General features: G+C 71.0%; 22 protein-coding genes and 2 pseudogenes. 11 read left to right on the forward strand and 13 right to left on the reverse strand.

What is annotated here, in order from left to right; all coding sequences use genetic code 11:
- Window positions 1–7: 7 nt before the first annotated feature.
- The 7 genes from ABZ642_RS13410 to ABZ642_RS13440 form a co-directional block, all read right to left on the reverse strand.
- Complete coding sequence (locus ABZ642_RS13410; protein WP_360481890.1) at window positions 8–1,108, reverse strand: ionic transporter y4hA; 1,101 nt, start codon at window positions 1,106–1,108, stop codon at window positions 8–10.
- A 115-nt stretch (window positions 1,109–1,223) separates the two neighbouring features.
- Window positions 1,224–1,526: a hypothetical protein gene (locus ABZ642_RS13415; RefSeq protein ID WP_360481893.1), complete on the reverse strand. Its 303-nt coding sequence runs from the start codon at window positions 1,524–1,526 to the stop codon at window positions 1,224–1,226.
- Between the two features lie 127 nt (window positions 1,527–1,653).
- Window positions 1,654–2,655, reverse strand: coding sequence for a TerC/Alx family metal homeostasis membrane protein (locus ABZ642_RS13420; protein WP_360481896.1), 1,002 nt, complete (start codon window positions 2,653–2,655; stop codon window positions 1,654–1,656).
- 222 nt (window positions 2,656–2,877) lie between these two features.
- The gene (locus ABZ642_RS13425; RefSeq protein WP_360481899.1) at window positions 2,878–4,923 is read right to left on the reverse strand and encodes a TerD family protein; all 2,046 of its coding nucleotides are present in this window, start codon (window positions 4,921–4,923) and stop codon (window positions 2,878–2,880) included.
- 49 nt (window positions 4,924–4,972) lie between these two features.
- Entirely contained in the window at window positions 4,973–5,551 is a 579-nt protein-coding gene (locus ABZ642_RS13430) for a TerD family protein (protein ID WP_352224595.1), read from the reverse strand.
- 158 nt (window positions 5,552–5,709) lie between these two features.
- Window positions 5,710–7,857: an excinuclease ABC subunit UvrB gene (uvrB, locus tag ABZ642_RS13435; protein WP_360481902.1), complete on the reverse strand. Its 2,148-nt coding sequence runs from the start codon at window positions 7,855–7,857 to the stop codon at window positions 5,710–5,712.
- 40 nt (window positions 7,858–7,897) lie between these two features.
- Window positions 7,898–8,764 carry an MHYT domain-containing protein gene (locus ABZ642_RS13440; RefSeq protein WP_360481905.1) on the reverse strand — a complete coding sequence of 289 codons (867 nt, stop codon included), beginning with the start codon at window positions 8,762–8,764 and terminating at the stop codon, window positions 7,898–7,900.
- Window positions 8,765–9,041: 277 nt separating this feature from the next.
- Here ABZ642_RS13440 and ABZ642_RS13445 point away from each other — a divergent pair, with 277 nt between their 5' ends.
- Together ABZ642_RS13445 and ABZ642_RS13450 are read left to right on the forward strand one after the other, a co-directional pair.
- Window positions 9,042–9,911: a glycerophosphodiester phosphodiesterase family protein gene (locus ABZ642_RS13445; RefSeq protein ID WP_360481908.1), complete on the forward strand. Its 870-nt coding sequence runs from the start codon at window positions 9,042–9,044 to the stop codon at window positions 9,909–9,911.
- A gap of 51 nt (window positions 9,912–9,962) precedes the next feature.
- Window positions 9,963–10,517 carry a methylated-DNA--[protein]-cysteine S-methyltransferase gene (locus ABZ642_RS13450; protein WP_360481912.1) on the forward strand — a complete coding sequence of 185 codons (555 nt, stop codon included), beginning with the start codon at window positions 9,963–9,965 and terminating at the stop codon, window positions 10,515–10,517.
- A 22-nt stretch (window positions 10,518–10,539) separates the two neighbouring features.
- Here ABZ642_RS13450 and ABZ642_RS13455 read toward each other — a convergent pair.
- Window positions 10,540–10,960: pseudogene (locus ABZ642_RS13455) on the reverse strand (VOC family protein).
- 99 nt (window positions 10,961–11,059) lie between these two features.
- On the opposite strand from ABZ642_RS13455, the gene ABZ642_RS13460 reads away from it, so the two are divergent.
- Both ABZ642_RS13460 and ABZ642_RS13465 read left to right on the forward strand, forming a co-directional pair.
- Window positions 11,060–11,968, forward strand: coding sequence for a pseudouridine-5'-phosphate glycosidase (locus ABZ642_RS13460; RefSeq protein ID WP_360481915.1), 909 nt, complete (start codon window positions 11,060–11,062; stop codon window positions 11,966–11,968).
- Window positions 11,965–12,879 carry a sugar kinase gene (locus ABZ642_RS13465; protein ID WP_360481918.1) on the forward strand — a complete coding sequence of 305 codons (915 nt, stop codon included), beginning with the start codon at window positions 11,965–11,967 and terminating at the stop codon, window positions 12,877–12,879. Before ABZ642_RS13460 ends, ABZ642_RS13465 begins: the two co-directional genes overlap by 4 nt.
- 47 nt (window positions 12,880–12,926) lie before the next feature.
- Here the strand turns inward: ABZ642_RS13465 and ABZ642_RS13470 are convergent, their stop codons facing one another.
- Window positions 12,927–13,721, reverse strand: coding sequence for a methyltransferase domain-containing protein (locus tag ABZ642_RS13470; RefSeq protein WP_360481921.1), 795 nt, complete (start codon window positions 13,719–13,721; stop codon window positions 12,927–12,929).
- A 267-nt stretch (window positions 13,722–13,988) separates the two neighbouring features.
- On the opposite strand from ABZ642_RS13470, the gene corA reads away from it, so the two are divergent.
- Entirely contained in the window at window positions 13,989–15,116 is a 1,128-nt protein-coding gene (gene corA, locus ABZ642_RS13475) for a magnesium/cobalt transporter CorA (protein ID WP_360481924.1), read from the forward strand.
- 141 nt (window positions 15,117–15,257) lie between these two features.
- On the opposite strand, the gene ABZ642_RS13480 is transcribed toward corA, so the two are convergent.
- The gene (locus tag ABZ642_RS13480) at window positions 15,258–15,890 is read right to left on the reverse strand and encodes a uridine kinase (RefSeq protein WP_360481927.1); all 633 of its coding nucleotides are present in this window, start codon (window positions 15,888–15,890) and stop codon (window positions 15,258–15,260) included.
- Between the two features lie 206 nt (window positions 15,891–16,096).
- On the opposite strand from ABZ642_RS13480, the gene ABZ642_RS13485 reads away from it, so the two are divergent.
- From ABZ642_RS13485 to ABZ642_RS13500, 4 genes and pseudogenes are all read left to right on the forward strand, one after another.
- Entirely contained in the window at window positions 16,097–16,798 is a 702-nt protein-coding gene (locus tag ABZ642_RS13485) for a DUF2293 domain-containing protein (protein WP_360481930.1), read from the forward strand.
- Window positions 16,799–16,978: 180 nt separating this feature from the next.
- Window positions 16,979–17,458 carry an anthrone oxygenase family protein gene (locus tag ABZ642_RS13490; protein WP_360482475.1) on the forward strand — a complete coding sequence of 160 codons (480 nt, stop codon included), beginning with the start codon at window positions 16,979–16,981 and terminating at the stop codon, window positions 17,456–17,458.
- A gap of 189 nt (window positions 17,459–17,647) precedes the next feature.
- Window positions 17,648–19,135 (forward strand): glutamate synthase subunit beta, encoded by a 1,488-nt coding sequence (locus ABZ642_RS13495; RefSeq protein WP_360481933.1) that lies wholly within the window; start codon window positions 17,648–17,650, stop codon window positions 19,133–19,135.
- 559 nt (window positions 19,136–19,694) lie between these two features.
- Window positions 19,695–19,946: pseudogene (locus ABZ642_RS13500) on the forward strand (PEP/pyruvate-binding domain-containing protein); the annotation flags it as partial.
- Window positions 19,947–20,033: 87 nt separating this feature from the next.
- Here the strand turns inward: ABZ642_RS13500 and ABZ642_RS13505 are convergent.
- From ABZ642_RS13505 to ABZ642_RS13515, 3 genes are all read right to left on the reverse strand, one after another.
- Window positions 20,034–20,783 (reverse strand): SAM-dependent methyltransferase, encoded by a 750-nt coding sequence (locus ABZ642_RS13505; protein ID WP_360482478.1) that lies wholly within the window; start codon window positions 20,781–20,783, stop codon window positions 20,034–20,036.
- A 115-nt stretch (window positions 20,784–20,898) separates the two neighbouring features.
- A complete protein-coding gene (locus tag ABZ642_RS13510; RefSeq protein ID WP_089100964.1) occupies window positions 20,899–21,174 on the reverse strand; it encodes a DUF397 domain-containing protein in 276 nt (91 codons plus the stop codon).
- On the reverse strand, window positions 21,175–22,035 hold the full coding sequence (locus tag ABZ642_RS13515; protein ID WP_360481936.1) for a helix-turn-helix transcriptional regulator: 861 nt from the start codon (window positions 22,033–22,035) through the stop codon (window positions 21,175–21,177).
- Between the two features lie 502 nt (window positions 22,036–22,537).
- Between ABZ642_RS13515 and ABZ642_RS13520 the strand changes: the two genes are divergently transcribed.
- Both ABZ642_RS13520 and ABZ642_RS13525 read left to right on the forward strand, forming a co-directional pair.
- Window positions 22,538–23,113, forward strand: a complete 576-nt coding sequence (locus ABZ642_RS13520; protein ID WP_360481939.1) for an ATP-binding protein — start codon at window positions 22,538–22,540, stop codon at window positions 23,111–23,113.
- Window positions 23,110–23,544, forward strand: coding sequence for a hypothetical protein (locus tag ABZ642_RS13525; RefSeq protein ID WP_360481942.1), 435 nt, complete (start codon window positions 23,110–23,112; stop codon window positions 23,542–23,544). Before ABZ642_RS13520 ends, ABZ642_RS13525 begins: the two co-directional genes overlap by 4 nt.
- Window positions 23,545–23,602 lie beyond the last annotated feature (58 nt).

The following is a 23,602-nucleotide window of genomic DNA, read 5'->3' on the forward strand; positions in this document are numbered from 1 at the left end:
GTACGCACTAGGGGTTGATCGCCAACTCCAGATAGGCGGCGAACAGCACCAGATGGACACCGCCCTGGAGGGGTGTGGCCCGGCCCGGCACGACCGTGAGGGAGCTGACCACCACGGTGAGCGCGAGCAGCAGCATGTGGGTGGCGCCGAGGCCGAGTACCAGGGGGCCGGAGAGCCAGATGGAGGCCAGGGCTACGGCGGGGATGGTCAGGCCGATGCTGGCCATGGCCGAGCCGAGCGCCAGGTTGAGGCTGGTCTGCACACGGTCGCGGCGGGCGGAGCGCAAGGCTGCGATGGTCTCGGGAAGCAGCACCAGCAGGGCGATGATCACACCGACGACGGCTTGGTGCAGTCCGGCCGCCTGCACGCCGGACTCGATCGTCGGCGACACGCCCTTGGCCAGTCCGACGACGCCGACGAGCGCGAGGCCCAGCAGGCCGAGACTGATCCACGCGGTGCGCGCGGAGGGCGCCTCGGCGTGGTCGTCGCCGTCGATCACCTCGCCATGCCGGGTGATCGGCAGGAAGTAGTCGCGGTGCCGCACGGTCTGGGTGGCGACGAACAGGCCGTACAGGATCAGTGAGGAAAGGGCCGCGAAGGTCAGCTGGACGCCGGAGAACTCGGGGCCCGGTCTGCTGGTGGTGAAGGTCGGCAGGACCAGGCTGAGAGTAGCCAGGGTGGCCACGGTCGCGAGGGCGGCGCCGGTGCCCTCGGGGTTGAAGACCGCGGTGCCGTGGCGCAGGGAGGCGACGAGGAGACAGACGCCGACGATGCCGTTGCAGGTGATCATCACGGCGGCGAAGACGGTGTCCCTGGCCAGGGTGGAACTCTTGTCGCCGCCGTCGACCATGAGGGTGACGATCAGAGCCACCTCGATGATCGTGACGGCGATGGCGAGGACCAGGGAGCCGAAGGGTTCGCCCACCCGATGGGCGACGACCTCGGCGTGGTGGACGGCGGCGAGGACGGATCCGGCGAGGACCACGGTCACCAGTGCGACGACCGCACCGGGCAGATCACGACCCCAGGTGAACAGGAGCAGGACGACCGCGAGCACCGGCACGAGGAACGTCCACTGAGTGGTGAGCGACCTGAGCCGAGTGATCATGCAGCGATGGTGGCAGAGGCGTACGGGGTTCGCATTCCGGTCCTTTCGGGCTCCGGGGGCCCGCCGTCGGCGCGGCACGGCCCCCGGGGTCGTACGGGTGCGGTGGGTCGAACGGTTACGTGAAGTCGGTCATGTCCACGACGTCGCAGTCGGTGAAGGACGGCGGGCGGGTGCACAGGGCGGCCATCCGCTCGGCGAATTTGCTCGTCTCGGGGTCGTCGCTGTTGCGCATGGCCTCCTCGTAGGAGTTGAACTCGATCACGCCCAGGTAGTGGCCGGGCCGGCTCCGGTCCCTGAGGATCAGTCGGCGCGTCGGACTGTTCTCGCCGCCGGCGAGCTGGTTGCCCATCTCGTCCGCGAGGGCCCTCATCTCGTCGATGCGGTCGGTCTCGAAGTCGATGATCTGGACGAATGTCACGGTTGCCTCCACCGGGTGGCGGCGCCCCCGACCGGAGACGCCGCCACCCAACGAAGCACCGGGAGCGGTGGGTCGGCAATGCGCTTCGCACCGCTCCACGGGGTGGTTGTTCCTACGTCCGACGTGTTCAGACGTCGACGCTGTCCTTCGGAGCGCCTTCGCTCCGGTCCTGCGCCGCCTCGGCCGCCGCCTGCTTCCTGGAGGCCCGCAGGCTGGTGATCGTGGTGACGATCAGGACCGCGCAGATGACGCCGAGCGAGACCGGGATGCTGATCTCCGGGACATGGACGCCGGACTCGTGCAGGGCGTGCAGCACGAGTTTGACGCCGATGAAGCCGAGGATGATCGACAGACCGTAGGAGAGGTGGACCAGCTTCTTCAGCAGTCCGCCGATGAGGAAGTACAACTGCCGCAGACCCATCAGCGCGAAGGCGTTGGCCGTGAAGACGATGTACGGGTCCTGCGTCAGGCCGAAGATCGCGGGGATGGAGTCCAGCGCGAACAGGACGTCGGTCGTACCGATCGCAAGCATCACGACCAGCATCGGGGTCATGACCCGCTTGCCGTTCTGCTGGATCCACAGCTTGGTGCCGTGGTAGCGGTCGGCCACACCGAACCTGCGTTCCGCGGCCTTGAGCAGCTTGTTCTCCTCGAACTCCTCTTCCTCCTCGTCGGCCCGGGCCTCCTGGATCAGCTTCCAGGCGGTCCAGATCAGGAAGGCGCCGAAGAGGTAGAACACCCAGGAGAAGTTGGCGAGGATCGCGGCGCCCGCGGCGATGAAGATGGCCCGCAGGACCAGGGCTATGAGGACGCCGACGAGCAGCACCCGCTGCTGGTACTGCGAGGGCACGGCGAACTTCGCCATGATCAGGACGAAGACGAAGAGGTTGTCGACGCTCAGCGACTTCTCGGTGATGAAGCCCGCGAAGAACTCGCCGCCGGGCTGGCTGCCGCCGAAGACGAGCAGACCGAGGCCGAAGAGTCCGGCCAGGGCGATCCAGACGACGGTCCAGATTCCGGCTTCCTTGACGGATACGTCGTGCGGTTTGCGGCCGATGAAGAAGTCGACCGCGATGAGGGCGGCCAGACCCAAGATGGTGAGGACCCAAAGGGTCACGGATACATCCACTGCGCCTCCGGTTTGTGAATGGCAAAGGGTCAGCGTCATCGCTGCCGGAGGTCTCTTCCACCCGAGACGGGCCGACGCCCCGGGACCCGGTCGGATCCGTATTGACGGGTACGTCGCAGCAGATAGGGAGTACTCCCCTCCGTGAGGAAAACAGTACCCCAATCACCAAGGAAAGGTAAAGCGCTTGGCAAAAGAAAGACCAAGTTACCTGGTCAGGTGGCTTTACATACGCTTGGTACGCGCGATCGCGACCTGGTTGAGCACCTGGTGGAGCACCTGGCTCCCGGCCGGCACGAGGCAGGGCTCGTACGTCCAGGCATGCCCCACCCACGGATCGGCCAGGTGATCGTCCGGTACCGGTGTGAGTCGCATCAGCGAACGCCACAGCGGATCGAGCAACGGTCCGTAGGCGGCGGCGTCCTCGCGGTCGGCGACCAGCAGGAGATGGACACCGACCTCCGGGCCCTCGTCCGCGAGATAACGCAGCTGAGTGACGGCGCGGTCGTCGAAACCGTGCGGGAACTCGTTGACGATCAGCAGTTGCCGGGAGATGTCCAGCCCGGGCGGCAGGGCGTCCGCCGCACCGCCGCGTACGGCCATCTGCACCAGGTCGACGCGCTCGGTCAGCCGACCCAGCACCTCCGCCACACCGGCCGCGCCGGTCGCGGGTGGCCCGGCCAGTACGCCGGCCCCCGTCAGCGGGACGAGCGCGGAGGCACCGGAACCGGCCGGATCGATGACCTGTACGCCGAACTCCCCGGCCGGGTGTACGGCGAGCAGCCGGGCCGCGAGCGCCACCGCCGTGTGCAGAGCGAGGTGCCGCAGGTCATCGGCGTCGGGAAAGCCACCGTCGGGAGTCGGGATGAGGCCGCTGTCGATCCACAGGCCCCGCTCCAGCGGCAGCCGGACCAGCATCGGGATGCGCAGCGGATCGCTCTCCGCGAGGTGCAGGTCGCCCAGTCGCACGGCCATCGGCGGTTCCGTCGGCACCCGGTAGGCGTGCCAGACGGGGTTGTCCCAGCGTGCGTACGCCGGTGGCAGCGCGGGCTCGACGACCTCGGACTCGGCGGTGAGCTGGGCGAGGTCGCGGTCGAGGGCCGCCTGGGCCTGGTCGACCAGCTGGGCCTGCCGGGCGCGGGCCGCCTCACGTGCGGCGTCGCCCGTCGAGCCCAGGCGGCTGCGCGGGTCGGCGAGGACCTGGTCGAGCTCCTTCTCCATACGGGACTCGGCGAAGTCGACGGCGCTGCGGTACGCGGCGGTGGAGCGGGCCAGGTCCTCGAACATGCCCCAGACCTGGTTGTACAGCCGCTCGTCCATGGACCAGCCGACCGCATCGCCGGCGACGGGCGGCACGGGTCCGTCGGCCGGGGCGGGCGCCGCCGGGGCCGTGGGCGCCGCCGGGGCCGTGGGCGAGGACGCCTGGCGGCGCCTGGGATGCGTGTAGTCGATGGGGCCGCCGACGGGCGTGGCTGCCGCGGCGGGTCCTTCAGAGACCGGGGACCGGCCGTCACCGAGTGCCGACTCCGATCCACCGTGTCCGCCGGATCCCCCAGGTCCCCCAGGTCCGTCGGAAGGGATCGGCCGGTCGCTGCCGTCGCCGGGTGCCTGAACGTCGTACGGGGACCCGGCACTGGTGCCGGACGGATCGGCGCCGGCGACGGAGGTGGCCGTACGACGGGAGCGGCCGGTGTCCGTGTGTACCGGGACCGACCGGGCCACACCCCGCGCCACCGCCTCCTCGATCCCACGGGCGAGTTCGGCGGCCTGCGGCAGGCCCTGGTCGGTCAGGAGCGCGGTGAGACCCTCCGCGTAGCCCTGGCCCACCGCTCGGATCTTCCAGGCGCCCTGGCGGCGGTAGAGCTCCAGGGCCACGACCGCCGACTCGGCGTCCAGGCCGGCGAGGGTGTAGCCCGCGATCTCGGTGCCGTCGAGGCCGGTGACCGCGGCGCGTGGCGCGGCGACCGCGCCGAAGCGGAACGGGCCGCCGAGGGCCGCGGGCAGGGCGATCAGGACGCTGACCCGGTGCACGGCCTCGGGCAGGGCGTCGAGGTCGACGGCGAGCCGGTGTTCGGCGGCCGCCTGCCGGGAGACCTCGATCCCGTGCAGGGTGGGTGCGCCCGGATGGGCCACCCGGTCGGCGTCCGGCACCCGGCCGGTGTCGTCGGCGAGGGTGGCCCCGGCCACGACCGGCACATCGGCCGAGATCCGGATCTCGATCCGGTTCCGCGGGAGCGGATGGTTCTGCCCGCGCTTCAGCTCGGCCGCCATCGCCCATGTCCCCCTGTGTGTCGTGTCGTCGTGCGCCGCGGGGCTTCTCCTAGAGGACCGGCAGGATCGTGGGCACCAGGTCCTGGAAGGTGCGGCCCTTGGCCGGCACGCCCAGGGCCGTCAGCGTCCAACCCGAGCCGGAGCGGTGCACCTTCGCCATGATCTGGGCGGTGTACTCGCCGCCGCCGTCGAGCGTGTAGCGGGCGAGTTCCTGGCCGTTGGTCTCGTCGACCAGTCGGCAGAAGGCGTTCTGCACTTCCTGGAAGGTCTGGCCGGTGAAGGAGTTGACGGTGAAGACGATCTGGTCGATGTGGACCGGGACGCGCGCAAGGTCGACGAGGATGGCCTCGTCGTCGCCGCCCTGCCCCGCGCCGCCGACGAGGTTGTCGCCCGTGTGCCGGACCGAGCCGTCGTCACTCACCAGGTGGCGGAAGAACACGACGTCGACGGGCTGCTTGTCGGCGAACAGCACCGCCGAGGCGTCCAGGTCGATCTCCCGGGTGCGCGAGCCGAACAGCCCACGCCGGGGTGCCGCCTTCCAACCAAGACCCATGCGGACCGCACTCAGGGAGCCGCCGTCCTTCTTCTCCAGGCTGATGGCCTGACCCTTGGTCATGTTGACGGTCACGGCTGCTGTCCCCTCGTCGGATGTCCCCGGTCGCCGCGAAGTGCGCGGTTGTCCAAAACCCTATGCAGCGCCGCTGACAGTGCCGAACCCCGGCCCGCCGTTTGTGTCGGTGTTGCAACACTTCGCGCCCTTGCCGAGGTCCGGCGCCGGCTCGGGGTTCAGGCCAGGCCCGCCTCCCTCATCTGGCGCAGTTCCTTCTTCATCTCGGAGACCTCGTCACGCAGCCGGGCCGCGATCTCGAACTGCAGATCCGCGGCGGCGGCACGCATACGTTCCGTCATCTCCTCGATCTGCTCGGCGAGTTCGGCCGCCGGACGGTCGGTGGGCACCGTTTCCTTCGCCTTGCCCTTGGCCGCCTTGCCGGCCTTCGCACCCTTGGCCGCCTTGTCCCCCAGGGCCGGGACGGGGGCCTTGGCCGCCTTGCCGTCCTTCTGCTTGCGGTAGCCCGAGCCGAGCAGCTGCTCGGTGTCCACCTCTTCGCGGGCGATCTGCGCGACGATGTCGTTGATCTTCTTGCGCAGCGGCTGCGGATCGATGCCGTTGGCCGTGTTGTAGGCGACCTGCTTCTCCCGGCGGCGGTTGGTCTCGTCGATGGCCCGCTCCATCGCCGGGGTGATCTTGTCGGCGTACATGTGGACCTGGCCGGAGACGTTGCGCGCCGCGCGGCCGATGGTCTGGATCAGCGAGGTGCCGGAGCGCAGGAAGCCCTCCTTGTCGGCGTCGAGGATGGCCACCAGGGACACCTCGGGCAGGTCGAGGCCCTCACGCAGCAGGTTGATGCCGACCAGGACGTCGTACTCGCCGGAGCGCAGCTCGCGCAACAGCTCGACGCGGCGCAGGGTGTCGACGTCGCTGTGCAGATAGCGCACCTGGATGCCGAGTTCCAGGAAGTAGTCGGTGAGGTCCTCGGCCATCTTCTTGGTGAGGGTGGTGACGAGGACGCGCTCGTCCTTCTCGGTGCGCTTGCGGATCTCGTGCACCAGGTCGTCGATCTGGCCCTCGGTGGGCTTGACGACGACCTCCGGGTCGACGAGGCCGGTGGGGCGGATGATCTGCTCGACGACGCCGTCCCCGCGGGACAGCTCGTAGGTGCCCGGGGTCGCCGACAGGTACACGGCCTGCCCGATGCGCTCCTGGAACTCCTCCCACTTCAGGGGGCGGTTGTCCAGAGCGGAGGGCAGCCGGAAGCCGTGGTCCACGAGGGTGCGCTTGCGGGAGGCGTCGCCCTCGTACATGGCGCCGATCTGCGGCACGGTGACATGCGACTCGTCGATGACGAGGAGGAAGTCGTCCGGGAAGTAGTCGAGCAGGGTGTTGGGCGGAGAGCCGGGCGAGCGGCCGTCGAAGTGCATCGAGTAGTTCTCCACGCCGGAGCAGCTGCCGATCTGGCGGAGCATCTCGATGTCGTACGTGGTGCGCATGCGCAGCCGCTGGGCCTCCAGCAGCTTGCCCTGCTTCTCCAGCTCCGCGAGGCGCTCCGCCAGCTCCTTCTCGATGTCGTTGACGGCCCGCTCCAGGCGCTCGGGACCCGCGATGTAGTGGGAGGCCGGGAAGACGTACAGCTGCTGGTCGTCGCTGATGATCTCGCCGGTGAGCGGGTGCAGCGTGGACAGCGCCTCGATCTCGTCGCCGAACATCTCGATGCGGACGGCGAGTTCCTCGTAGACCGGGAAGATCTCGATGGTGTCGCCGCGGACGCGGAAGGTGCCGCGGGAGAACGCCACGTCGTTGCGCGTGTACTGGATGTCGACGAAGCGGCGCAGCAGGAGGTCGCGGTCGATCTCGTCGCCGACCCGCAGCGGGACCATCCGGTCGACGTACTCCTGCGGTGTGCCGAGGCCGTAGATGCAGGACACGGAGGCGACCACGATGACGTCGCGGCGGGTGAGCAGCGAGTTGGTGGCGGAGTGGCGCAGTCGCTCGACCTCCTCGTTGATCGAGGAGTCCTTCTCGATGTAGGTGTCCGACTGCGGGACGTACGCCTCGGGCTGGTAGTAGTCGTAGTACGAGACGAAGTACTCGACCGCGTTGTTCGGGAGGAGCTCGCGGAACTCGTTGGCCAGCTGGGCGGCCAGCGTCTTGTTCGGCGCCATCACCAGGGTGGGGCGCTGGAGCTTCTCGATCATCCACGCGGTGGTGGCGGACTTGCCGGTGCCGGTCGCGCCGAGGAGGACGACGTCCTTCTCACCGGCCTCGACGCGCTTGGCCAGCTCGGCGATGGCCGCCGGCTGGTCGCCGCTGGGCTGGTACGGGCTGACGACCTCGAAGGGCGCCACCGTGCGTTCGATGTGGGAAACGGGCCGCATGGGTTCCACCGTACGACCCCGCACTGACAACCGGCTCTGATCAGCGATTCTGCGGAGTGCGGGAGGTGTGGTGGCTCTGCTGGCGGCCGATGCGCAGCTGCGGGCTGCGGCTGGGGTGGTGGGTGACCTCGTCGGCCGGGACGCCCGGCTTGTGCTCCACGCGGAGCCGGTCGGGCCTGCCGATGATCATCATTGGGTCGAACATCACGACGACGGCGGCGAGGCAGAGGAAGGCCAGCGGGCCGATCAGCATGGGGGCGAGCAGGGAGGCGGGTGAGTCGCCGGGGGGTGTGGCACCGGTGTGGTGGAGGTGGACGCTCATGGCGGCCATGCCGGTGTAGTGCATGCCGCTGACGGCGAGTCCCATCACCAGGCTCGCGCCGACGCTCCACAGGAAGCCGCGGATCTGCCCGGCCGCCCACAGGGCCGAGGTGGCGGCCACGACCCCTATCACGACCGACGCGCCCACGGTGAGCGTGTTGTACTCCAGGGTCCCGTTGAGGCGCAGGCCGGCCATGCCGAGATAGTGCATCGAGGCGATGCCCAGACCGGTGATCGTGCCGCCCGTGAAGAGCGCGGTGCCGGTGGCACCCCGGTAGCCGACTATGAAGATCCCGACACTCACCATGACGATGGCGAGGCCGAGGCTCGCAAAGGTGATCGCCCTGTCGTAGTGGACCGGCGTCTCCCTGACGCTGAACCCCATCATGGCGACGAAGTGCATGGTCCATATGCCGGAGCCGATCGCGGCCGACCCCAGGGCGAGCCAGGCGGGCCGCCAGGACTGCGCCACCAGCATCGCGCGGGTCGTACAGCGCAGTCCGAGGGCGCCGCCGAGGCAGGCCATCACATAGGCCACCAGCGGGGTGACGACCCCGTAGCTGAATCCGTCGACCGTGCCCTGCATACGTGGCTGCCCTTCACCCTTTGCGTCCCGGAATATTTGATATGCGCCCCCGTCCCAGGACCGCCCGAGCGGTCAGGGTTGACGCAGAGAGTATGACCCGCACCGGAATGGTCGAACGATTTTCCGGCAAAGAAACACGGCTTTGCCGCAGTTGTGCGGCACCAGTGAGCGGACTTGGGTAACTCCATTCAATCTGTGGCCATCCCGCACCCAGCTGCTGTTGACTCCCTGCTGTCAGTCTTGTGCTGTCCGTATTCATCCGACGTGAGGAGCACACATGCACGCGCGTGCCGTCGCCGCCACGACCACCGCGCTGCTGGGCACGGCCGCCCTGCTGAGCCCCGTGCCCGCCGCCCGGGCCGGCGACGCACGCGAGCCCACGGTGCTCGCGCACCGGGGCGCCTCCGCCTACGCGCCCGAGAACACGCTGGCCGCCGTCGACAAGGCGGCCGCACTGGGCTTCACCTGGGTCGAGAACGACGTCCAGCGCACCAGGGACGGCCGGCTGGTGGTTCTCCACGACGACAGCCTTGCGCGTACCACGAACGTTGAACAGGTCTTCCCCGGCCGGGCGCCGTGGAAGGTGAAGGACTTCACCGCCGCCGAGATCGCCCGGCTGGACGCGGGCAGCTGGTTCTCCTCCTCGTACACAGGCCAGCGCGTGCCCACGCTGGCGCAGTACATGCGCAGGATCGAGCACAACCACGAGAAACTGCTCCTGGAGATCAAGAACCCGGAGCTGTACCCGGGCATCGAGCAGCAGATCCTCAAGCTGCTGGGAAACGAAGGCTGGCTGGACGGCCCGCACCTCGGCCGGATCGTCGTGCAGAGCTTCAGCGCGGACAGCCTGCGTATCGTGCACGGTCTCAGGCCCGCCGTGACGACCGGCTACCTCGGCACACCGCCCGTGTCGGCCCTGCAGCGGTACGCGCGCTTCACGGACCTGATCAACCCGTCGGTGGGCTCGATCTCCACCGGTTATGTCTCCTCCGTGCACTCGTTCGAGGGCCCGCACGGCAGGCCGCTGCGCGTCTTCACCTGGACGGTGGACGACCCGGCCACCACCTGGAAGGCCGTCGGCTACGGCGTCGACGGGCTCATCACCAACAAGCCGGACGTGGTGCGGGCCGCGCTGCGCGCGAGCTGAGCGTGGCCGGGCCCGCCGGCGTTGTCAGTGGCGGGTCGTACGGTGGGTCGCATGGACAGCGAAGGGCAGTACGAGCAGCGGGTGGTGTGGGCCGTCGCGGGCACCGACATCGGTCCGCTGCTGCTGGCGGCGACCCGCGAGGGCCTGGTCACCGTGGTGTTCCACGCCACGGACGCGGTGCGGGAGCGGACTCTGGAGCGGCTGGCGGCCCGGCTGGGCGCCGACCCCGTCGAGGATGCCGCGGCACCCGTTCTGGCCGAGGCGATACGCCAGCTGCGGGCGTACTTCGCGGGCGAGCGCCAGGACTTCGACCTGCCGCTGGACTGGTCGCTGATCTCCGGCTTCAACCGGCAGGTGCTGCGCGAACTGGCCGCCGGCGTCCCCTACGGCACCGTGGTCGGATACGGCGACCTGGCCGGGCGGGTCGGGCAGCCCAGCGGGGCGCAGGCGGTGGGCGCGGCGATGGGCGCCAATCCGCTGCCGGTCGTCGTGCCGTGTCACCGGGTGGTGGAGAGCGACGGCGGCATCGGCGGGTTCGGCGGCGGTCTGGAGACCAAGCGGAAGCTGCTCGCTCTGGAGGGGGTCCTGCCCGAGCCGCTGTTCTGAGGCGCCCCGGCGGGGGCGGCGGTCAGCCGTGGTGCCGGACCTTGACGACGTCGCCGTCCGGGTCGTGGAAGTAGAAGTCGCGCGAGGCCTTCCCGCGGGCGCCGAAGGAGTCGTGGCCGATGTCGGTCATGGCGACGGCGTGCTCGGTGACGCGTGCGCGCAGGGCGTCGAACGCGTCGGACGGCAGGCACGGACAGATGTGGTTCACCGGGTGGCCGGCGCCGCGCCGGGGAGCGCCGGCATACGTTCGGCGAGGGTGTGCGGCGCGAGGTCGAGGATCGTCTCCTCGTTGACACGTACGGAGGGGAAGGGCACCTTCCCGCGGTGAACTCGGCGAGCCGCGAAGGCTCCGGCCCGAGCGTCCGCTCGTAGAAGCCGGACGCGGCGACCGGATCGGCGGCCCACAGGGCGACATGGTCCAGGCGTGCCGTGTGATGCGTCATGCGGCCCGGGCTGGTGGCGTCCGGCACAGGCCGCAGGCGTTTAACCGGGTGTGCCGCCCGCCAGAGATGAGGGAAGACCGACGGACAGGAGGCAGGCGCGTGGTGCTGGTGGTGTCGGAAGAGGTCCGTGAGGCGCTCGGCGCGGGCCGCGCAGTGGTGGCTCTGGAGTCCACGATCATCGCGCACGGGCTGCCGCGCCCGCGCAACCTCCAGGTGGCGCTGGAGCTGGAAGAGGCGGTACGGCACGAGGGTGCCGTACCCGCGACCATCGCGGTGCTGGACGGGCGGCCCCATGTCGGCCTAGCCAAGGACCAGTTGGAGCGGGTCGCCAACGAGGACGGGATCCGCAAGCTGGGCCACCGCGACCTGCCGCTCGCCGTGGCGGCGGGGGCGAGCGGGGCGACCACCGTGTCGGCGACGGCGCAGCTGGCGGCGCTGGCCGGCGTCCGGGTGTTCGCGACGGGCGGTCTCGGCGGGGTGCACCGGCAGTGGACGGTGACCCAGGACGAGTCCGCCGATCTGGGTCTGCTGGCGCGCACCCGGATCACGGTGGTGTGTGCGGGCGTGAAGTCGATCCTGGACGTGCCAGCGACCCTGCAGCGTCTGGAGACCCTGGGTGTGGCGGTGGCCGGTTACGGCACGGACCGCTTCCCCGGCTTCTATCTGTCCGACTCCGGTTACCCGGTCGACTGGACGCTGGAGACTCCGGCGCAGGTTGCTGAGGTCATGCGGGCACAGGATGCGCTCGACGCGGCGGACACGTCACTGATCGTCGCGAATCCGGTCCCGGAGGCGGAGCAGCTCGATCCCGCACTGCACGCGCGCGTGCTCGCCGACGCGCTGCAGGCATGCGACGGGGAGGGGATCACCGGTCAGGGGGTCACGCCGTTCCTGCTCGACTATCTGGTCCGGCACACGGACGGCGCCTCGCTGGAGGCCAACCTGGCGGCCGTGCGCGGCAACGTACGGCTGGCGGCGCGGATCGCATCGGCGTGGACCAGGGGGTGACGACTGCCGGAGAGGGCGCGCTGCTGGTCGTCGGGGATGTCGTCACCGATGTCGTCGCGCGGCACCGGGGACCGCTCGCGGCCGGCACGGACACGGCCGCCGCGATCCGGACCGTGCCCGGCGGGGCGGGCGCCAACGTGGCCTGCTGGGCCGCCCGTACGGGCTGTGCGGACGTACGGCTGCTGGGGCGGGTCGGCGCGGACGCGGCCGAGTGGCACCGGCGGGAGCTGGTCGCGGCCGGGGTGCGGCCACGGCTCGTGGTGGACCCCGAGGCCGCGACGGGGACGGTCATCTGCCTGGTCGACAACGGCGACTCGGCCGAGCGCACCTTCCTCACGGACAGCGGGGCGTCGCTGCGGCTGGAGCCCGCCGACTGGTCGGACGCGTTGCTCGACGGGGTCGCCCGGCTGCATCTGTCGGGTTATCTGCTGTTCTCCGAGCCGAGCCGGGCACTGGTGGCGGTGGCCCTGGCGTCGGCACGCGCACGTGGCGTGCCGGTGAGCCTGGATCCGGCGTCGGCCGGGTTCCTCGTGGCGCTGGGTGTGGACCGCTTCCTGGCGCTCGTCGAAGGCGTGGACGTCCTCCTGCCGAGCCGGGACGAGGCCTGTCTGCTGACGGGGCTGCCCGATCCGGCCGACGCGGCGGCCGAGCTGAGCCGCCGGGTGCCGTTGGTGGTGGCCAAGGCAGGGGCGGACGGCGCACTGGTCGCGGAGGCAGGTGGCGTCCTCGCGCGGATTCCGGCCGAACCGGCGACACCCCGGGACACCACGGGCGCCGGTGACGCCTTCACCGGGGCGTTCCTCGCCGCGCTGGTCGCCGGCGCGGATCCCCGGGAAGCGGCGGCACGGGGCTGCCGGGCGGGCGCGAGGGCGGTGGAACGCGTGGGCGCCAGACCGCCCGTCCACGGCTGACACGGGACCGCGGCCGGAAACGGCGGGCCGGCGCCCTGTCCGGTGGCCTACTCCTTGTGGCCCCATGCCGAGATCATCGGGGCCGTGGCGAGGTCCATGCCGCCCGCCGCCACGTTGGCGAGGTGCTGGTCGATCTCCTCGTCGGTGGCCATACCCGCGGTGACGAGCCGGCCGCGGATCTGCCGGACCGTCGCGGACTCCAGGGCGGTGCAGGCGGGCGAGGCGAGGGGGAAGTAGGCGTCGGCCTCCACCTGGTGCAGGCCGGCCTCGCGGAGCAGCCGCGGGAGTTTGCGCCCGTACGACAGGTCGGCGCCGCGTTCGGCGAGGAGCTTGCGGAAGCCCTGGCGCAGGCGGTTGGCGAGCCGCTGCTCGGGGCCGTACTCGTAGGGGCAGGTCAGCGGCTGGAGGGCGGGGTCGGCGTCCTCGATCAGCAGCCGTCCGCCGGGGCGCAGGGCCTTGATCATGGAGCGCAACGCATGTTCCCGGTCCGGGACATGGACCAGCACCAGCCGGGCGTGCACCAGGTCGAAGCCCTCCCCCGGCGGCTCCTCGCTGCCGACGTCGTGGGTGCGGACCTCGACCGGTGCGTGGGCGGCCGTGGCGAGCAGCGAGGTGTCGATGTCGGTGGCGACGACCTGGCCGGTCGGTCCGACCTTCCCGGCCAGCCAGGACACCACCGAGGTGCCGCCGGCCCCGACCTCCCAGCAACGCAGGCCCGGTCCGATGCCCAGTGCCTCGAGGTGCCGGAAGGTGGTGGGGTCGAAGAGGGCGGCGAAGGCGTCGAAGCGCTGTGCGGCCTCGCTCTGGCGGTTGTCGAGGAGATATCCGTCCGCTTGTGTCATGAAGGGATCATCCCCGTTGCCCGCGTTGTCGGGCACGGCCGACGCTCGGTACCGTCGCCGCTCGCGTACGGAGGGAGTACGGCCGCCGGACGCGGGGAACTCGTGGCCACCGGCGGGAACAGGCCTCGGGAGCCGGGTTGTCCACAGGCGGGAACCAACCGGAACTCGCTGCTCACACAGGCTTACCCATGTCTCACACCGGGCTGGCAGACTTGCCCGGCAGGGCGCGAAAGCGTTGCGCGAGGGGATCCAGGCAAGGAGATCCGGATGACGATGGCAGGGAATCTGCGGAAGGTCACAGGGCTGGGCAGGGCCGGCGGCCTGGGCAAGGTGGCGCGGCTGGCCCGGCGGCGGCCCCGCGTCGACCTCAACCATCACGCACGGTCCCCGCTGGGCTCCTCGGTGGTCAACTGCGTGACGTACGAGGCCGGGGCGCGGGTCCCCGAGTGCAGTGATCTCTACTCGGCAGTGGAGCGGGTGCGCAAGAAGGGCGAGGGATTCGTCTGGCTGGGGCTGCACGAGCCGACGGACAGCGAGTTCGCGGGCATCGCCGAGCTGTTCGACCTGCACCCGCTGGCCGTGGAGGACGCGGTCGAGGCCCATCAGCGCCCCAAAGTGGAGCGGTACGGCGAGACGCTGTTCGCGGTGTTCAAGACGGTCTGCTACGTCGAGCACGAGAAGCTGACGGCGACCAGTGAGGTGGTGAACACCGGCGAGATCATGGTGTTCGTCGGCGAGGACTTCGTGATCACGGTGCGGCACGGTCGGCACGGTTCGCTGGGGCCGCTGCGCGAGGAGCTGGAGGCGACGCCGAACCAGCTCGCCAAGGGCCCCGCGGCGGTGCTGCACGCGATCGCGGACCATGTGGTCGACGACTATCTGAACGTCACGGACGCGGTGCAGGCCGACATCGACCAGGTCGAGGCGGATGTGTTCGCGGAGAACGGCGCGCGGGCCGACCCGGGGCGGATCTACCAGATGAAGCGTGAACTCCTGGAGCTGAAGCGGGCGGTGGTACCGCTGGGCAGGCCCATGGAGGAGCTGACGACCCGGCCGATTCGGGTGATCGCCCCGGAGATACAGGCCTACTTCCGGGACGTGCTCGACCATCTGATGCGGGCCAAGGAACAGATCGCGTCCTTCGACGAACTGCTCAACTCCATTCTCCAGGCGCATCTGGCGCAGGTGACGGTCGCCCAGAACGAGGACATGCGGAAGATCACGGCGTGGGCCGCGGTGATCGCCGTGCCGACGATGGTGTGCGGGGTGTACGGCATGAACTTCGATCACATGCCGGAGCTGCACTGGCGGTTCGGCTATCCGCTCGTCATCGGCGTCATATCCCTGGCCTGTCTGGTGCTGTACCGGGGCTTCCGGCGCAACGGCTGGCTCTGAGCCCCACGACGGGCAGCGCCAGGGACAACGGCGTTCGAGGAGATCGACATGTGACCAGGCCAGTTACATGCATGCACCTGTGTAAAAGCGGTTCGCCGAATCAGCCGATGCGAGCAGGGCGGCGGGGCCTGCCGGGGACGCTCAGCCGTTCCACGCCGGATGCCGCGGGTCGTCGGCGCGGACCAGGACGTCGGCCGTGCCGGCGGGGTCGGTCTCGGCTTCGTAGCGCTCGAAGGCGGGGAGGGTCCAGTGCTCGGACTCGGGGGTACGTCGGCGCAGGGCGCCGGGAGACAGCAGGAGGTGGACGGTCAGGTCGAACGGGAACCAGTGCCGCAGCAGCAGCGGTCCGTGCAGCAACAGAAGGCCCCCGGGCGGTAGTTGGACGTAGGGGCTGCGGGTGGCTCGGTCGGTGGCCGGGTCCCACAGGTCGGGCAGGACACGTCCGGTCCCGCCGGGGTCGAGGGGGCCGAAGACCTCCCGCCACAGGGCGTTGGTGTCGAACCAGCCGCCGTAGTAGGACTCCGCGTCGCGGCGGCCGTGTTCCAGACGCAGCGAGGCGGGGCGCAGGAAACCCTCGGCGCCCACGACGAGCGAAGGCCGGCCCCGCAGGCGCAACGCCTCCGCGACGCGCTCCGCGAGGTCCGCGGGCCGGGCCGCCGGGGCGCCGTCGAGAGCGACACGCGGCCAGGCGCCCCCGTCGGCGGGCTTCAGCTCGGCCAGCCGTTCGGCGAGGCGCTCGGCGAGCCGGTCCCAGGTGATCGCTTCGAGTCGCACGGGGTCATGATGCCGCGCGGCCCGGGCGGCGGCCGTGCCGGGGCCGGGGCACCCCGGCGAGTTTCGCCGGGATGCCCCGGCGCACCGAGCCGCGGGGGTGGCCGAGGGCGGCCGGGTCGTACTCCCGTTCCTGGCCGAACCGCACGTCGTGTGCCCGCCGCGGTGCGGACGTGAGATCCCTGGCCCGGAAGGGGAAAGAACCGCATATGACGCGCCTCGCAACTCCCCCTCACCACGGTGGACTTCTGGTGGTGCAGCCTCTTCGGCACCAGCGGTGTGCGGCCTGCCTGCGGGGGCCGTTGTCGATGCTGGTGCTGGAGGACGGGGCGCCGCGGTGCCTGGAATGTGCGGATCTCGGGCATCTGGTGTTCCTGCCGCGTGGGGACACCGCGCTGACCCGGCGGTCGCGGGAGGAGAGCACGCTGTCGGCGGTGGTGGTGCGGTTCAACCGCCGCAAGAGCCGGTACGAACGGCAGGGCGTCCTCGTCGAGGAGGCCGCACTGGCGCGGGCCGAGGCGCGGTGTCTGGCCGATGCCGAGGCGCGGCGGCGGCGCCGGGCGCGGGACGCGAGGCGGCGGGCGACGGAGGACGTGCGGTTCACGGAGGCCTTCGCGGCGGAGATCCTGCGCCTGTTCCCGAGCTGCCCGGTGGAGCGGGCCCGGGCGATCGCGACGCACGCGTCGGTGCGGGGCAGCGGGCGGGTGGGGCGGACCAGGGCCGGGCGGGCGCTCACGGAGAGGGCGGTGGTCTCAGCGGTGGTGGCGGGGGTACGGCATGTGGACACGCCGTACGACCAGCTGCTGATGGGCGGGGTGCCGCGGTACGAGGCACGGCGGCGGATCGCGAGGACGGTGGAGGCGGTGCTGCGGGAATGGGAGGCAGGGGTGGAGATCCGCCTCACCGGCTGACGCCGGGCGGAACAGCCGGCCGGAGGAGGCCGGGCAGTACAGAGGAGGCGGGCAGTACAGCCGGCCGGAGGAGGCCGGGGGACGGGAGGTGAGCAGGTAGGTGGCCGGGCGGGGCGGGCGTGGGCGATGCCTTGAATGGCGGCGGTGTCCGAGGCGAGGGCGAGAGTGAGTGTGATGGTTGTGATCGACGGGCCGTATTACGTACTGGTCCTGCTGGGAGTACTGGGGACCGGGCTGGTGGCGGGGGTGTTCTGCGGGTTCTCGACCTTCGTGATGCGCGGACTGGCGACGTTGCCGCCGGCACAGGGCGTCGCCGCGATGAACGCGATCAACCGGGCCGCGGTGACCCCCGCGTTCATGCTGGTGTTCGCCGGGTCGGCGGTGCTGTGCGCGATGATCGCGGTGGTGACGTTCGTGGTGTGGCCGGACGAGGGAAAGGCGGAGCTGCTGCTGGGCAGCGCGCTGTATCTGTCCGGTTCGTTCGGGCTGACCCTGGTGGCGAACGTGCCCCGGAACGAGGCGCTGGCCGCGCTGGAACCGGGCACCCCGGAGGCCGCCTCCTACTGGCCGGCATATGTGCGCGAGTGGACGCGGTGGAACCATGTGCGCACCCTCGCGTCGGCCGCGGCGGCGGTCGCCTATGTACTGGCACTGTCCTGAGGGAGGCATGGGAGAAAACTGACACCCGACTGACACCCGGCTGGCCTCCGGCTTGCTCCCGGCTGGGGAAGCCCCGGCAGATGGCGCTGTCAGCCACTCTGCGGGCACGACCGAGCGGACGTATCGTGGCCGAAAGAGTGCCGCCCGATGACACATGGCCTGGGGCAGTAGCACGCGAGGAAGTCGACCATGGCCGATCCCAAGGGTTTCATGACCACGCCGCGGGAGGAGTGGCCGCGGCGGCCGGTCGAGGAGCGGGTCCGGGACTGGGACGAGGTGTACGTCCCCGGGGCGCTGCTGCCCATCATCAGCAAGCAGGCGGACCGCTGCATGGACTGCGGGGTGCCGTTCTGCCACGACGCGTGTCCGCTGGGCAACCTGATCCCGGAGTGGAACGACCTGGTGTCACGGGAGGACTGGCGGGCGGCCGGTGACCGGCTGCACGCGACGAACAACTTCCCCGAGTTCACGGGGAGGCTGTGTCCGGCGCCGTGCGAGGCGGGGTGCGTGCTCGCCATCAACCAGCCGGCCGTCACGATCAAGAACGTCGAGTGCGCCATCGCCGACCGAGCCTGGGCGGAGGGGTTCGCCTCGCCGCGGCCGCCGGAACGGCTGTCCGGGCGGACCGTGGCGGTGATCGGGTCCGGTCCGACCGGCCTCGCGGCGGCGCAGCAGCTGACCCGGGCCGGCCACACCGTCGCCGTGTACGAGAAGGACGACCGGCTGGGCGGGCTGATGCGGTACGGGATCCCTTCGTTCAAGATGGAGAAACACCATCTGGAGCGGCGGCTGGGGCAGATGCGGGCCGAGGGGACCAAGTTCCGTACGTCGGTGACGGTGGGGCGGGACATCGGGGCGGCGGAGCTGCGGACGCGGTACGACGCGGTGGTCATCGCGACCGGGGCGACGGCGTGGCGGGAACTTCCGGTGCCGGGTCGGGAGTTGGACGGGATACACCAGGCGATGGAGTATCTGCCGCTGTCCAACCGGGTGGGCGAGGGGGATCTGGTCCGGTCGCCGATGTCGGCGGCCGGTAGGCACGTGGTGATCGTGGGCGGGGGTGACACGGGGGCGGACTGCCTGGGGACGGCGGTGCGGGAGCGGGCCGCGTCAGTGACCCAGCTGGACATCTACGCGCAGCCGGGGGCGGAGCGGGACGAGGACGTCGAGCCGTGGCCGACGTACCCGAAGATCTACCGGCTGTCGGCGGCGCACGAGGAGGCACGGGACCTGGAGACGGCGCCCGACGCGCATGCGGACGCGCGGTTGTTCGCGGCGTCGACGCTCCGCTTCACCGGCGACGGGAGCGGGCATGTGCGGTCACTGCACCTGACGGAGGTGGACGCGGCGCGGCGGCCGCTGCACGGGACCGGCCGGACGCTGCCCGCCGACATGGTGCTGCTCGCGCTCGGTTTCTCGGGCCCCGACCGGGAGGACGGGCTCATCGACCAGCTGGGGCTGGTGATGGAGCCGCGCGGGACGATCACCCGGGACGCGGAGTTCACCACGAACGTGCCCGGTGTCTTCGCCGCCGGGGACGCGGCGCGCGGGCAGTCGCTCATCGTCTGGGCGATCGCGGAGGGGCGGGCGGTGGCGGCGGCCGTCGACCGCTATCTGACGGGGAGTTCGCAGCTGCCGTCGCCGATATCACCGTACGACCGGCCGATGACCGTGTAGGGGAGAGCGCGGGATGCGGGACCGCCGCCGTAGGGCGGGCGGGTTCTCGGTCCTGTGGAGGAGACGGGGAGTACTGCCGAAGGAGGAGCGCCGGGCCGTGGTCTCCTCCCGGCTCATGAAATCCCCTCGCGGTGGGCCGGAAAGTGGACTGCGAGCGGCTTGGAGTTCAACGCCGGTGGGACGATGGAGGTAGGAGGCGTGTCGCGGTCGGCCGGCAGTGGGTCGTCGTGCGGCGCCCCCATCCTTCGTTCCGCCGTCAGGCGCAGCGCCACCCCCGCGCGTCCCCCCTGTTGGCGGTCGGTCCTGGAGGGTGTTGATGACGACACTCGGCGACGCCATGGGCTGGTCGAGGCGCGGGGGCCCGGCGCCGTACCGCTGGATCGGCCACTCGCCGCGGTTCCCCTGCGGGCCGGCTCCAAGGCCGCCAACCTCGCCCGGGCCGCTCGCGCCGGGCTCCCGGTACTTCCCGGGTTCGTGATCCCCGACGGCGCGTTCGGCGACACGGCCGTACTACGGCGGGCGGGCCTGGCTGGAACTCTCCGGCGGGAGCGACCTGCCGCTGGTCGTACGGTCCTCCTCGCCGCAGGAGGACACCCGGTCGTCGTCGCTGGCGGGGCAGTTCGCGTCCGTGCTGGAGGTGCGCGGCTGGGCGGACTTGGGTACGGCGGTACGGACGGTGCTCGACTCGGCGCGCCGGCCCGACGGAACCGTCGCCCCCATGGCGGTGCTGGTGCAGCCGATGCTGGCCGCCCGGATCGGCGGAGTGATATTCGGGGCCGATCCCGTGGCGGCCCGCGCCGACCGGATGCTGGTGAGTGCTGTGCGCGGCGGCCCGGACCGGCTGGTCAGTGGTGAACTGGCCGGGAGCAGCCACTGGTTGAGCAAGCGAGGGCGGCTGCTACGGCTTGCGCCCCACCGCCCCGTAGCCCGGAATCACGCCGTCGTCCTGCCCCGGTACCGGCTCGCCCAGTTCCGGATGCCAGTGGTGGACCGCCGAGACGCCGGGGTCGACCAGGTCCAGGCCGTCGAAGAAGCGGCCGAACTCCGCCCGGGAGCGCAGCGCCAGGGTGACTCCGGCCGCCTTGAGTTTCGCGGTGGCCGCCGCCGACTCCTCCGGGGTGAAGTCGGCGGTGGCATGGGTCATCGTCAGGTAGCTGCCGGACGGCAGCTCGGCGAGCAGCCGGCCGACCAACTCGTGCGCCCCGTCCTCGTCGGGGACGAAGTGCAGCAGGGCGACGAGCGACAGCGCGACCGGGCGGTCGAGGTCCAGGACCTCGCGCGCGCCGGCGACGATCGCCGCCGGGTCACGCACGTCGGCCTGGAGGTACTCCGTCGCACCCTCGGGCGTGCCACGCAGCAGGGCGGCCGCGTGGGCCAGCACGATCGGGTCGTTGTCGCAGTAGACGACCCGGGTGTCGGGTGCGACGCCCTGGGCGATCTGGTGCAGGTTGGGCTCGGTCGGGATGCCCGTGCCGATGTCCAGGAACTGCCGTACGCCCTGCTCGGCCAGCCACCGGGTGGCGCGGTGCATGAAGGCGCGGTTGACCCGGGCCATCACCGGCACCCGGGGGTCGAGGGCCAGCATCTGCCTGCCCATTTCCTCGTCGACCGGGTAGTTGTCCTTGCCGCCGAGGTACCAGTCGTACATCCGCGCGGGATGCGGCTTGCTGGTGTCGATCACGAGGCACTCCGTAAGCGTCCGGCAGGGGCGATGATCAATTCGGCACCATTACAAAGAAGTTGAACAAGAAAAAGAAGCAGCTTCAGGAGAGCAGGAAGTCGGCCTCCCCCGCTTTGGCGCCCTCGATGAAGGCCGTCATCTCGTCCGTGGTGTAGATCAGCGCCGGCCCGTCGGGGTCGGTCGACTGGCGGACGGCGATCCGGCCGTCGGCCAGCTTCATCGCCTCCAGGCAGTTGCCGCCGTTGCCGCCGCTCCACGGCTTGTGCCAGCCCTCGCTGCCCAGCTCCCGGGCGGGCATGCCGTTGTAGATCCGCTCGGTGCGGTTCCGCGGCCCGGACTGGGGCTTGATGCGATCCATTCACAGCTCCTTGCGGAGATCCCGGAGGATCTCCTTCGTGCGTTGTGCCGTAGCGGCCTGCGCCGCCATGCGGTCCATGACCTCCAGGTGGGTCGCCACCTCGGTGCGCGCGTCCAGGTAGACGGCGCCGGTCAGGTACTCGCTGTAGACCATGTCCGGCAGTTCGGGCATGGCGAATCGGAACAGCACGAAGGGCCCGTACGTCCCCGGGTGCGGCCCGCTCTCGAACGGGGCGACCTGGAGCGTCACATTGGGCAGCTTCGTGACCTCTAGCAGCCGGTCGATCTGCGCGCGCATCACCTCCGGGCTCCCGACCGGGCGGCGCAGGGCGGTCTCGTCCATCACGGCCCAGAAGCGGGGGGCGTCATCACGGGTGAGCAGGTTCTGGCGTTGCCTGCGCAGGGCGACATGGCGCTCGATCTCCTCCGGCTGGGTCTGGCCGACGGCTCCCGACTTCAGCACCCCGCGCGCGTAGTCCTCGGTCTGCAGCAGCCCGGGCACGAAGTGCGGCTCGTAGGAGCGGATCAGACTCGCCGCGCCCTCCAGGCTGACGTACATGGAGAACCAGCCCGGCAGGATGTCGTGGAACCGCTGCCACCAGCCGGGCTGGTTGGCCTCCTCGGCGAGCCGGACGAAGACGTCGGCCTCGTCGTCGGTCACCCCGTAGGCCTTCAGGAGCAGTTGGAGGTACGGGATCTTGAGGGCGACCTCGGCCATTTCCATACGGCGGACGGTGGCGGGCGCCACGCGGAGCACACGGGCGGCCTCCTCACGCTTGAGCCCGGCGCGTTCGCGCAGGTCAAGGAGGCGCCGGCCGAGGACCACCTGGCCCACGGTCGGCGCAGACCGCGGCTCGCTCACGCTCCACCTCCACGAAGTTCCCTGGCCGGACCGCCACTTGTACTCGTCGGCGGCACGGTCGCCGCCACATACAGGTGTCACCCCGGCTACAGGTGTCAGCGGCACGCTGACAGCCCAGCGGCGCCATTCGAAGACTCATTCGACGATCTGACGGGGTGACCGGGCCGGGCAGGGTGACCGAATTGACCGGAACAGCCGGAAACTTCCGGTTCAGCCGCATCGATCGCATTGGCCGGATCGGTCCGTCGGATCCTCACTGATCCCAACTGGCGCCGCTCGACATGCTGTTGCGAGCAGTGTGCCACGGCCTCTCACCGCGTCACACAGCACTCTGCATTTTTCAGAGTGACTCTTGCCAAGTGTTCACGGCGGGGCGATAGTGGCAAGCGTGATTCCGTCTCCGCCCTTAGGAACAGACGCCGTCGCAGACCGTCTCGGTCTCGGCGCTGCCGCGGTTGTCGCCCCTGGTGGGGGCGGTGCCGAGCGCCGGTTCCGGTTCGAGTTGGCCGCTCATCCGGGTTCCCCCGCCCAGGCGAGACGCCTGGTGCGTGCCCGGCTGACCGGCTGGTCGGTCTGCGCGGACACCTGTGACACCGCCGTACTCGTCATATCCGAGTTGGTCACCAACGCGATCGTGCACACCGCGAGCAGTCGCGTCGTGTGCGAGTTGCACGACCACGACGACACGGTGCGCATAGCCGTGCAGGACGAGGGCTGTGCACCGGATGAGCCCCACCCGTCCCCACAGCGTCCGGAGGAGGAGCACGGGAGGGGGTTGCTCCTCGTCGAGGCGCTGTGTCAGGCGTGGGGGGCTCAGCAGCACGGTCCCGGGCTGCTGGTCTGGGCGGAGCTGCCGCGCCAGGCCGATGCCGCCCAGGACACCGCCGAGCCGCGCAACGACCTGGGATGGGGCGCCCGCCCCGACCCGGGCCCGTCGCGCGGCTCGTCCCGCGGACCCTCGCGCGACCCGTCGCACGGGCCCGCGCACAGCCCGGTCCACCGTCCCTCGCCCGGTTCCGGGGAAGAGGGGCAGTCGGAGGCCGCGCTGCGCCCGGTGCCCGGGCGGAGGCAGCCGTGAACGGCGTCCCCGGTACCGGCCGGTCGCTCGGCCTCGACACCCTGGTCCGGCTGCAACGCGGCCAGCGGCCGACGGCCACGGGCGATGCCCGGCGGCTCACGGTGCCCGAGGGCATGACGACCCCGCTGGGCTGCGACGCCGTGGCCGTACCGGCGCGTCTCGGGCCGCTGGTGGTACCCCGGCTGCCGCGGGTGGGCTGTGTGTACGCCGACGGCACGCGCTGGTGGTGGATCGTCCCCTCCGACTCCGACTACGCCCTCAGCTGGCCCGCCCCGGCCGACTACAGCTCGGGGGCCCCGCTCCCCGGCGCCGCCCGGCTGATCCACCGCCCCGAGAGCACGGTGCCGTACACCCCGCCGATACCGCTCTACCTCGCCCTGTGCCGGGTGACGGGGACGACACCGGAGTGGTCCCGCCCCCTGAGCGCGTGACCGCCGCGCCACTTCGACGGACAGCGGCGCGAGACCGACGGGGGTGACCACCGGCGGC

This window comes from Streptomyces sp. NPDC007157 (genome assembly GCF_040634235.1).
Lineage (GTDB): Bacteria > Actinomycetota > Actinomycetes > Streptomycetales > Streptomycetaceae > Streptomyces.

Coding starts and splice junctions, on each gene's coding strand:
- uvrB (WP_360481902.1), bottom strand. CDS start 7,857: ATGCGGCCCGTTTCCCACATCGAACGCACGGTGGCGCCCTTCGAGGTC.
- ABZ642_RS13470 (WP_360481921.1), bottom strand. CDS start 13,721: ATGACACAAGCGGACGGATATCTCCTCGACAACCGCCAGAGCGAGGCC.
- ABZ642_RS13410 (WP_360481890.1), bottom strand. CDS start 1,108: ATGATCACTCGGCTCAGGTCGCTCACCACTCAGTGGACGTTCCTCGTG.
- ABZ642_RS13445 (WP_360481908.1), top strand. CDS start 9,042: ATGCACGCGCGTGCCGTCGCCGCCACGACCACCGCGCTGCTGGGCACG.
- ABZ642_RS13440 (WP_360481905.1), bottom strand. CDS start 8,764: ATGCAGGGCACGGTCGACGGATTCAGCTACGGGGTCGTCACCCCGCTG.
- ABZ642_RS13505 (WP_360482478.1), bottom strand. CDS start 20,783: ATGTACGACTGGTACCTCGGCGGCAAGGACAACTACCCGGTCGACGAG.
- ABZ642_RS13450 (WP_360481912.1), top strand. CDS start 9,963: ATGGACAGCGAAGGGCAGTACGAGCAGCGGGTGGTGTGGGCCGTCGCG.
- ABZ642_RS13485 (WP_360481930.1), top strand. CDS start 16,097: ATGACGCGCCTCGCAACTCCCCCTCACCACGGTGGACTTCTGGTGGTG.
- ABZ642_RS13425 (WP_360481899.1), bottom strand. CDS start 4,923: ATGGCGGCCGAGCTGAAGCGCGGGCAGAACCATCCGCTCCCGCGGAAC.
- ABZ642_RS13510 (WP_089100964.1), bottom strand. CDS start 21,174: ATGGATCGCATCAAGCCCCAGTCCGGGCCGCGGAACCGCACCGAGCGG.
- corA (WP_360481924.1), top strand. CDS start 13,989: ATGACGATGGCAGGGAATCTGCGGAAGGTCACAGGGCTGGGCAGGGCC.
- ABZ642_RS13495 (WP_360481933.1), top strand. CDS start 17,648: ATGGCCGATCCCAAGGGTTTCATGACCACGCCGCGGGAGGAGTGGCCG.